The organism is Streptococcus oralis subsp. dentisani, assembly GCF_003944205.1.
In the GTDB taxonomy this organism is placed as follows: domain Bacteria; phylum Bacillota; class Bacilli; order Lactobacillales; family Streptococcaceae; genus Streptococcus; species Streptococcus oralis_BH.
Genome location: NZ_RJPH01000004.1, coordinates 83,433 through 94,562, shown reverse-complemented (window position 1 = coordinate 94,562; position 11,130 = coordinate 83,433). Strand labels below are relative to the sequence as shown.

Here is an 11,130-nt window from a genome sequence, read left to right as displayed (position 1 = left end):
AGGAGAGAACCAAGAGGTCCTCTCCAGGTGTTTGATTCATTTTCCGACTCTGACTCCCCTAGAAGTCCAAGTCACTTATCCAAACAATGTAGTTGTGGAATAAATAAATATCTATTCTTTTTTACTGTTAATAGCAAAGAGGGCGGCTGACAATGCTAGGCTGATTCCTGCTAGGAAGAGGGCTGTATCAGACTGGGCTTCTCCTGTTTCTGGGAGTGTCTTCTTGCTTTCTTCATTTTTCAGAGTATCTTTGATTTCTGATGTCTTTGTATCAGCTAGCGGAGCTGGTGTCAACTTATACTCTGGTTTCTCAACAGTTGGTGCTGGTTCATCACCTGCTGTACCTAGCGGGCCTGTGTACTCTGGTTTTTCATGTACAGCTGGCTCAACTCCATTGACGCCACCGGTGTATTCTGGAACTTCACTTACCAAAGCTTCAACCGCATTAACGCCGCCCTTGAACTCAGGGACTTTATGAGCAGCTGCTTCTGCCGCATTAACACCGCCTTTGAACTCTGGTACTTCATGTACAGCTGCTTCTGCTGCATTGACTCCTCCCTTGAACTCTGGTAGGTCATGAGCAGCTGCTTCTGCCGCATTAACACCGCCTTTGAATTCTGGTACTTCAAGAACTGGTGGTTGCTCTTCACCCTTACTGCTTGTCGGAGCATCAGGTTTCGGAGCGGAATCTTTTAATTGATTGAGATAATCTGCAAAGTATTTCACCATTCTTTCCGTCAAGAGATGGTTATCCGTCGCATATTTCATGCTTGCCTGAACACTAGCTACTTCCTCTTGATTTTCTTTATCTGTCAATTTTTGAGCCTTAGCTAAAGCTGCTTCATATCCTGACAAGTCAAGCGGTGTTTCTGCTACCTGCGGACGAGTAAAGATAAGTTCCGCTGCAGATTGGTATTTATCTCCACCGTCTCCGTATGTTTTGGTACCCGTAAGGACAATTTTCTTAGCCTTGATTGTCTTGCCAAAGTTAATGTCTTTGGGCTTATTATTATCAGGCCAGTCCGTCGCAGTGAAAGTGTGCTCCTTGCCAGACTCATCTGTGACAACCAGTTTTACATCACGCAAGTTACCATTTGAACCTGAACCACGTGGAACATAGCGAAGTCCTGTGATTTCAGTTGGCTCTTTCAAGACCATGATTGCAGGCTTGCCTACATCTCCACCATTCCAAGATGTATGCCATAGACTAGACACATTGCCATCAAAGGCATTCTCAAGACCTTCACCTGGTTGAGCTGGCGCATCCAAACTTTCAAAGTCTTCTGCTACCAAGGCTGTTTTCTTCTGAACCAAAGCATTCTTCAAGGCTTCAATCTTGGCAATCTCTGCACGCGCTTCTTCCACGCTAATGTCATCATCTGCCTGACTGAGGTTAAAGACCGCCTCTTTCAAAGCATCCATAGACTCTTTCGTATAGTTGGTCATGGCAACCGTTGGCAAGTAGTTCTTCAGAGCATTTTCTGTCAACATCTTACCTGTTAGCGTAATTTCCTCGATGTGAAGATTATCCATCATGAAGTCATTGTAACCACGGAAGTTGGCATTTCCACCAGCATCTCCATGAGTATTGCTTGCGTTTCCAGTTGAGTAGATACCTACCCAAGTATCGCCTGTTTCTGCACCAGTCACAAGGAAGGTTGCTTTCTTGGCTTTCTTAGAATCCGTCCAAGTATTTGGCAATTCATGCATTTCCAAGTTGCTAGCTTGACTACCACGACGACCTGACTGGAATTCTCCCTTACCGACTACAAAGGCATAGGTATTGTCTGATCCTGCTTCGTATTCAAAGGTTACACGATAAGTCTTACCAGCTTCAAAGCGGAAGTTTTGCGGAATAGTTTGGTAAACCAAGTTACGACGGCTCACTAGTCCATTTGTCTTCAATGACCAATTTCCTTCAATAACATCATCGACTTTCTTACCGTTCCAACCACGCTGTGTATATGGATCGTGTTTTTCAGACAAGTGAGTGCGGTTGTCTTCAACACCTTCGACACCACCCACTACGAATGGGAAGATCCCCTGAGCAACATTTTCAAAGTCTTGTTTAAATGTTCCTTTACCTGTATCATGCTTATCTCCGTACATGCTTGAATTATTTTCAAAGGTACGAATTTCATCAAAGTAAGTTGCTTCATCACCAGCTTCACGACTCAATGTCAAAGTAACATTTGATACGTCCGATCCTGTTGTAAAGAAGGCGTACATGTTTTGGAAGTAACTTGTATCGTCAACTGTAGCATTGTCACGGCGATTGTTATGAGCGTATGCTTTGATATAGTTGAGAGCGAGTGACTTATTGGTATAAGTAGTCACTTCTTTCTCGCCAGTATTCACAGTGATGCTCGCCTTGGCATTACTACGGTTATCGACACCCACATAAACGGCATACTTAGTATTTGGTTTCAAACCAGTTAATTTCTGAGTGAGACTAACTTTTTCTTTGTTTCCTTGAATACGAAGCATTTCATTTGCGCCTTGTGATTTGACAATTTCCGCCTTAGAAGCATCGCCAGAAATGGTCCAGTGTTTCAAGGTACCGCTATTAAATCCTTGGTCATAGATATGCATGCCTTCACTCCATGACATTTCAGGATTGGTTTGTTTCGAACGGTAGAGAACGTATGGTTGATTTGCTAGTAGGTCTAGGGTAATCTTGCCATCTTTTACAGTTAGTTCTTGCTCTTCTGTTTTACCTTGGTCAGTTAGCTTGTAAAGGTAAACCTTGCTATTTGCCCAATCACTCGGAAGGGTCCAAGTTGTTGCACCAGCCTGCGTATTGAAGTAGTACATTTTTTCCTTATCAGTAGGAAGTTTCTTACCATTTGCATCCCAGTTCCAAGGAGTCAAGTAAGCTGAACCATCTTGGATAACACGTCCGTTGAGAGTTACTGTACGTTCACGGTATTGTGGGCTATTGACATCATTTGACTTACGAATTACAACTACTTTATTATTGTCAGCATCTACCAATTCCACTCGCATTTCTGGAGTCCATTTATAGGTGCTACCGTTATCGGTCATAGTAACTGGTGTACCATTTTCCCATTTACTTACAGTGAAGTGTTGGAAGTACTTAGTCATGACGTCATGGGCAAACAAGTTGGTTACATAGCCATTGTAATCACTTCGTCCTTGCCAGCCTTCAAAGTCTTTCATGCTGTAGCCACCTAGAAGTGGGTAATCTGCTGCACCACCGTAACTTCTGTAGTCCCCTACCCAAGCATCTTTTTGATGGTTACGAATAAAGCGCGTGATGGCACTGTTGATACCTTTATTGGTGTAGCCACCATAGGTCAAGTCAGCTGCCCAGTGATGGAAGGTAGAGTCGTACTCACCACCGTGTCCCCACTCAATCGCAAAGCGCCAACCTTGTTTATTGATTTCTTTTGCAAGAACGTGGGTAGCCCAGGCACCGTTATCACCTGATTGACCATTGCCCCAAACGTCCACATAGATAAAGTCGAGACCTTCACCAAGTTTATTCTTCAAATCTTCCCAACGTGCCAAACGACCATGTGCCAAGTCATAAGCCGCATCAATGTTGATTCCTTGGTCTAGCCAGTTCCAGCCATAGCTATAGCTACCATCTGGATTCTTACGAAGAATTTTTTCATTGAAGTACTTAGACTCAGGATATGTTTCAGAAGCGTTAACGTGGATACCTAGATGAGCACCATATTTCTTAGCCTTCTCAATTAGGGTCTTGAAGTCTTCGACACCACCGATACGCTTACCAATATCAGCATAGTTCAAGTGACCAGAGTCATGGCCTTCGCTACCATATCCTTTAAGGAGAACACCCTGTCCTAGACCATCTGTGTGAAGATTGATCTTCTTGATACCATCCAGAGTCATGAGGAATGGGTTTTGTGCTTGTGAGCCAAAGTTCATCGCAATACGGTAAGCAGTGATATCCTTGACTTTTTCCCAACCTTGAGGGTTGTTCATGATGCTACGATAAGCAATGGCTCCATCCTGCCAATCGACTTTCTTATCCGCATTGGCATCTTCAGTGATAACAACCTTGGCACTTGGAAGTTCCTTGGTGTATTCTGGAAAGACAATGCCCTTATAAGCTTTTTCCCATTGCCATTCAGAACTATGAATTCCAACATAGTTGGCATTTCCGACTGTTTCTTTATAGGCTGTCAAACGGGTCCAATCATACGAACCACCACCATAGCTGTTTTGAGAGTTGCTCCAAACACCTGCAGCAAGCTTATCTGTAGAAACAAAGCCATACATGTAACCCTTAGCCAAGTCTTTCATTGGATTGGTTACATCGATATGATCATCTCCGCTGACATGCGTATTGTTTGACATGGTTGCCCCATCAAACTTAGCCCCAGCTTGATCACTTGAAACAGAGACTAAAGCATTACCAAGGAAACTAATAGAAGAAAGCAGTTTTCTTTCGTCATCAATCTTTTGACCAGGAGTGACTTGATTGTGGTTGACAATCTTGGTCACATCAAAGTGCAACTGATTATCAACAACTTGTAGACGGACCGTCATTTCTGCATTGATAAGATTAGCATCATCGCGAAGCTTCATCAAGTACTCTGCAGTTGTCTCATTGATTTTTTTGTAAGTAACTTCAGGTGTGACTTCGTGTTTGTTGATAAATACTTTATTGAATTGTTGAACTTGTCCTGGCAAGGTATGCCCGTTCAAACTGTATTCTTTAATACGTGGGAAGGTTTGGTCAATCACTGCTTTGAGGACCTTAGACTGAATAGTGTCATAAGTCACCTTGCTATCATCAACTTCAGGACCTGTTTCTTTTTCAGCAGGAGTATCCTCTGTTTTTACCCCCTCTTGGTTATCTGTTTTAACGCTAACAACTGTTCGCTCATCGCCATAGGAGCCTGACTTGAGAAGAATCTTCTTCTCATTTTTAAGATGGTCATTGACCGCAGCTGGTAGAGTAACTGTGTCAAAGAGATTGACATCGTTATTGCTGGCATTTAGCTGACCGTCTGACTTGAGAGTGATAGAGAGACGGTTTGTTGATCCTGTTTCAGGGGCAGCAACACGACTACCTCTATACCAAGTGCTAGTTGTTGGAGATTTATACTCCCAGAACCAACCATCCTTGTCATAACCGACAAAAACATTATTATTGGTATCTTTAAATTTCAGGAAGACACCAAAGCGTGATTTGCCCTTTTCAGAATCTTCTTTGAAGGTTAAATCAACAGTTGCATTTCCATTGGCATCAACGGTCAAGCCCTTCTTTTCAAATAGGGCTGGTTTGCCTGCGTTATCATTTTGAGCAGTTGAGGATAGTTGGTTGTAGCGGACACCTTTTTCTTCTCGGACAGTGACTGTTCCCTGTTGTTCTTTTTTCTCTACCGTTTGCCATTCAGCTGTCACTTTCTCAGGTGTTTCAGGTTTAGCAGCTGGTTTGTCCTCTTTTGGTTTCTCTTCAGCTGGTTTTTCTTTCTCTTCCAAGTCTGCTGGTTTGACACTTGAAATTCCCTTCATGTGATCTTGGATCCATTTCAATTGAGCAGGTGAGAAGAGAATACCACCACTACGTTGGCCAACAACTCCATTTTGATGAACACCGACGAGTTTTCCTTCTGTATCAAAGATACCACCGCCACTAGCACCTGGTTTTCCTCCTTGATAACCGATTCCTTGGACACCTTCTCCATATGGTTCTGCAAAATCAACTGTAGTGTTGACAATCGGAGCCAATTCCCCTTCTGGATAACCAAAGACATGAAGTTTATCTCCGATTTTCTTAACTACTGGCTTTTTGGTTACTTCAACAGGCGTATTTTCGAGAACTGTGCGTAATCTCACAAGGGCTAAATCATTCTTGTAGCCTTTTAGGAAACCTTCACGATCCCAATGAATAATGTCTTTTTTACTAAATTTAACATCTGGTAGTCCTGGATAGGAAATGCTATAGATATCTCCATCACCATTATCATTGTCAACGACCTTGCGATTATTGCCATCTGGAACGTCTTTTATAAAGTTATGTGAAACAGTTAAAACAAGATTTTCTCCAATGACAATCCCACTACCTTCACCTGATGGTGTCTTGATTTTGACAGTTGCTCCGTAGTTTAATTCACCATTCTTGGTTTTAGCTACATCTTCTGGAACGAGATTCTCAGTATCTTTAGCTAATTGATCCTTGTCAACTTCTTTCCCTTTATCTTCAGCCTTATCTAATTTGCCCTCTAAGCCTTCTGGTAACTTATCTGAACCAGCTGATTTTTCTTTTTCAAGTGCTAATAGTTCTTCTTCTGTCTTAGGTCCATCCGTAACTTCTGGAGACCCTTGGTCTTCTCCCGCCTTAGGCGCTTCAAAATCACGCCCATCATTCTCTTTTGCTGTTGCAAGAGCAGTAGCTAAATCCGCTGGTAAATTCGCTGTGGAGCCAGACTGCACGCTATCTGCAAGAACCGGACTTGTCCCAAAGAATGCAGCTCCAATCATAACCGAAGCAACACCTAATGAAAATTTCCGAATGCTATATTTACAACGTTTTTCAAATAATCCTTTAGTCATAAATTCCTAAATCCTTTCATTTTTGAGTAAGCGTTTACATTTCCTTTTTAAAAAATACTCCTTCCTCTGAAAGTGCAATGCTTAACCCTGATAAATAAAAAATAATTATGCTTTTAATATAACAAATAATAGCTAAGAAAGCAATAGGAAACAAGTAAAATTAAGGAAAATTTTCTCTATTCCGACAAAAAGAGGCTCCAAATTTTGAATCTTTCCTTACAAATGTAAAAAAGGATTCAGCATTCAAGAGAAATACTAAATCCTTTCGTATATTTTGCAACAGTTATTTCACATGTTTTGCAAGATCTTCTTGAACCTTTTTATTCGACTCTTCTTTTTCTTTCAACCATTTTTCTTGAGCTTTTTGATATTCTTCTGCTGTCACTGGTTTATCTTGTAGATCTAGATATTTATACAAGAGGGCTTCGCTTGTACCCTTGTTACCAGAGTATGCAAACGGAAGCGTAAATGGTACCATCTTAGACAACATTGGACGACCAGTTTTAGAAGTTGTTGGGATGATCAAGGCACTGTCGGTCAACCAAGCTTGGGCAGCAGCATATTTCTCATAACGTTTTGAAACGTCACTCACTTCTTCCTCGGCTTCTACAACCATTTTTTCGTAGTCTTCCAAACCAACTTGCTTAGCTGCAGCGTTGTTTGTTCCAGAGTCAAATCCTAGGTAAGTCTTTGTATTTTCTCCGACAGATGGCTTGATGATATCAAGGTAAGTAGATGGGTCTGCAAAGTCTGGAGTCCATCCCACGTTATCTGAGATATCCCAGTCTTCTCCAGCTGCAGTTTCAGCAAAGTAAGTGATATTCAAGACATCATCTTTTTGAAGTTGTTGGATATCGACAACGACGTTCTCTGACCCTAGAGTAGCTTCAAGCGATTGTTTGAAGGATTGAACACGTTGGACTTTCGTCGTGTTTGTTTGGTCTACTGGCATATCCAAGTGGATTGGGAATTTCACACCTTCTGCTTGAAGAGCTGTCTTAGCTTTGGCAAATTCTGCTTTGGCCTTATCTGCGTTATAGAGTCCATCTTGGGCATCAGCTAAATTTACATCCTTCCACTCGTCTCCATAAGTCACCAATTTTTCTTTGACCAACTCACCAAAGTTTTTGCCATCTGCTTGAACAAATGTAGGTGGGACAAACAAGTTACGAAGCAGTTTAGTCGCACCACTTGCACCGTTTACTTGAGAGGCATAGGCAGTTCTATCAAAACCAAAAGCAAGAGCTTGACGGAAATCTTTGTTTAGAAGAGCTTTCTTGGTTGATGTTTTTTCTTCATCCGTTGTCTTAGAAGTATACTTATAAGACTGGCGATCAATATTCGTACCTACTAAATAAGTAGTCGAATCCTGTTGGGTATAAACGATGTTATCTTTAAATGATTTCTCAATCTCTGGGTAGCTCGCGCTTGTTGGGAAGAGACGTGCCATAGTAAAGCTTCCATCCTTGAAGGCTTCAGCCGGTTTGTTGGTATCTTGACCATCCCAGAATGATAATTTAACCTTATCGATATGGACATTGTCCTTATCCCAGTAGTTAGGATTTTTCGCAAATTCAACAGAAGATTTGGCTACAATCGATTTGAGCAAGAATGGCCCATTGTATAGGATGCTACTTGGATCTGTTCCTTTAGCGAAATCATCCCCTTTTGAGTTCAAAAACTCTTCGTTAACTGGAGCCATTACCCCCATTGTTGTCTTAGAATTCCAGAAGCTTTCTGGTTTGTTCAAAGTGTACTGAACTGTCTGATCATCCAGAGCCTTAATTCCTACTTGTGAGAAATCTTTGATTTCCCCTTTTACATAGGCGTCCAATCCTTTGATCGATTCTTGGACAAGGTAAAGACCATCAGATTTTTTATCAGCAGCATATTTAAGTCCTGTTACAAAGTCTTGAGCTTTGACTGCCGCGTATTCTTCACCTTCAGAAGTATACCATTTTGCATCCTTACGGATAGTATAAGTGTAAGTCAATCCATCCTTGGATACAGACCAATCCTCAGCCATAGACGGCACAAAGTTCCCGTAGCGATCATTTTCTAGCAAACCATCAACCACGTTACTGGTAATATCTGCTGTCGCAGCCTTACCAGTTGTCAAATAGTTTAGGTTGTCAGGATCCGTCTCATAAATGTATGAGAATGTCTTCTCACCTTTAGCGCTCGAACCTGATCCAGAACATGCAGCTAAAGTAGTCGCCACCAATAATGTCACGCCCGCAAGGGCAAATAGTCTTGAACTTTTCATCATTTTCTCCTTTAAAACTTTCTCTCCATTATAGACTCTTTTCAGAAAGATGTCAACAGAATTTTCAGAATTTTTGGGTTAGTTTGGTATATTCTGAAAAGACAAAAAAGAGAAGACAGTGATTGTCCTCTCCAGATGTTAGTTGACAAAGTGCCATATTATAAATCTAAAATAAATTATTTTAATTTAATATACTTCTGTGGTAATAAAACAATATTCAAAAATGGAAATTTTTTCAATATATAAGTTGCTAGTATGGATAAATACCAACCTAAGACAATCCCAACAACAACGTGAAGAAAAACTGAGTTTACTCCCACTTTCAACATTAGAATCCGAATCATGCTACAAATTGGTGCATGGAGAATATAGATACCTAAACTATCTTTCCCGTATTTAGTGAAATATAGGAAGGTTTTAGGGAAATTTTTCTCCATTTTAGGAAAAATCACAAAAGCAGCTAATACACAGACAATAAAAGCAATTCCCCACAAACCCGGATTACTATAGTTTACGTGTTCCTTCTTCGAATCAATTTCATAAAACAAGAACCAAGCGAACATATAAATAAAATCAAATAGCACAAAGAAAAGCAGAAACTTTTTCAAATTAATTTTATCAAAATGAACTTCACTCAATACACTGCCAAGAAAGAAACAAATACCCCACACTAATGTTCTTTGAATAATAAAAATGTCAGTTCGAATAAATAAGGTTAAACAATAAGCAAAAACACTTATTAAAAATAACATTCTACGATTTTTGATTAAAATAGATACTAATCCATAGATTATCAAAATAGACCAGAGTATATATAAATACCATGAAACCCCAAGAGGATCTTTATAGATATTTAGCAAATCAGATATGGTTGTAGGAACACGAACAGATGCCCCCGCAATTTTTTGAAGACCAAAGTGAATGATTGAATAGAAAATATATGGCAGACCAAAAACGATTGTCTTCTTTTTAGCATATTGCCAGAACTCCTTCAAATCCGACACAGGTTTGAAAAAGTATCCTGATAAGGCAAAAAATACTGGTATATGAAATATGTAGACTTGTGCTACCAACAATGATAGTATGTTGTTTGCCGTGGGAAATTTTTCCGATTGATACAGTCCAAGCAACACATGTCCTACTAAGACTAAAAATATGGAAAAGCCTTTTCCAAAATCTATCCAATTGATTCTACTTTTTGTCATATCCAAACTCTTTCTCCACAACTTCAAGAGCCCGTTCAATCACCACATGCATATCGTAATATTTATAATCTGCTAAACGCCCACAAAAGATAACTTTATCATTCTGCGCTGCTTCCTCTTGATACTTAGCAAACATAGCATTATTTTTCTCATCGTTAATCGGATAGTAGGGCTCGTCCCCACGCTTCCAGTCAGCTGGATATTCACGCGTGATAACTGTCTTTGGCTGCATTCCATATTCAAAATGTTTGTGTTCGATGATACGAGTATAAGGGATCTCACGCTCTGTATAGTTCACTACAGCATTCCCTTGATAATTTTCCTCATCCAAAATTTCATGCTCAAAGCGAAGGCTACGGTATTCTAACTCTCCGTGCTTGTAGTCAAAATACTGGTCGATCATTCCTGTGAAGACAACTTTTTCAGCTAATGCTTCTAACTCTTCACGGTGAGCAAAGAAATCAACACCAAGCTCAACTTCAACGCCTTTAAGCATGTTTTCGATAATGACATTGTAACCACCAATAGGAATTCCTTGGTAACGGTCGTTAAAATAGTTATTATCAAAGGTTAAACGAACTGGAAGACGTTTAATGATAAATGGAGGAAGTTCTGTTGCTGAGCGTCCCCATTGCTTTTCAGTATAACCCTTGATCAACTTTTCATAGATATCTGGACCAATCAACTTGATAGCCTGTTCTTCCAGATTTTTCGGCTCAACATCCTTCATATCAGCTGTCTGCTCAGCAATCTTATCTTTTACTTCCTGTGGAGTTTTTGTGCCCCACATAGCATAGAAGGTATTCATATTGAAAGGAAGATTATAAAGACTTCCTTTGTAGTTTGCGACAGGTGAGTTGATATAATTGTTAAACTCAGCGAATTGATTGACATAGTCCCAAACTTTTTTATTAGACGTATGGAAGATATGGGCACCATATTTATGGACATTGATCCCTTCCACATTCTCACAGTAGATGTTCCCACCGATGTGATCACGTTTATCAATCACTTTTATATTTTTACCACGCTTGGTTGCCTCATGAGCAAAAATAGCTCCAGACAAACCAGCTCCGACGATTAAATAGTCGTACATATTAAATCTCC

4 protein-coding genes are annotated in these 11,130 nt (G+C 40.4%); all 4 read right to left on the bottom strand.

Features of this window, described 5'->3' with window-relative positions:
* Positions 1-111 precede the first annotated feature (111 nt).
* The gene (locus tag D8805_RS04490; protein WP_125415664.1) at positions 112-6,552 is read right to left on the bottom strand and encodes a SpGH101 family endo-alpha-N-acetylgalactosaminidase; all 6,441 of its coding nucleotides are present in this window, start codon (positions 6,550-6,552) and stop codon (positions 112-114) included.
* A 283-nt stretch (positions 6,553-6,835) separates the two neighbouring features.
* Complete coding sequence (locus tag D8805_RS04485; protein ID WP_125415661.1) at positions 6,836-8,818, bottom strand: peptide ABC transporter substrate-binding protein; 1,983 nt, start codon at positions 8,816-8,818, stop codon at positions 6,836-6,838.
* Between the two features lie 176 nt (positions 8,819-8,994).
* Positions 8,995-10,023: an acyltransferase family protein gene (locus tag D8805_RS04480; protein WP_125415658.1), complete on the bottom strand. Its 1,029-nt coding sequence runs from the start codon at positions 10,021-10,023 to the stop codon at positions 8,995-8,997.
* Positions 10,010-11,119, bottom strand: coding sequence for a UDP-galactopyranose mutase (glf, locus tag D8805_RS04475; protein WP_125415656.1), 1,110 nt, complete (start codon positions 11,117-11,119; stop codon positions 10,010-10,012). Before glf ends, D8805_RS04480 begins: the two co-directional genes overlap by 14 nt.
* Positions 11,120-11,130 lie beyond the last annotated feature (11 nt).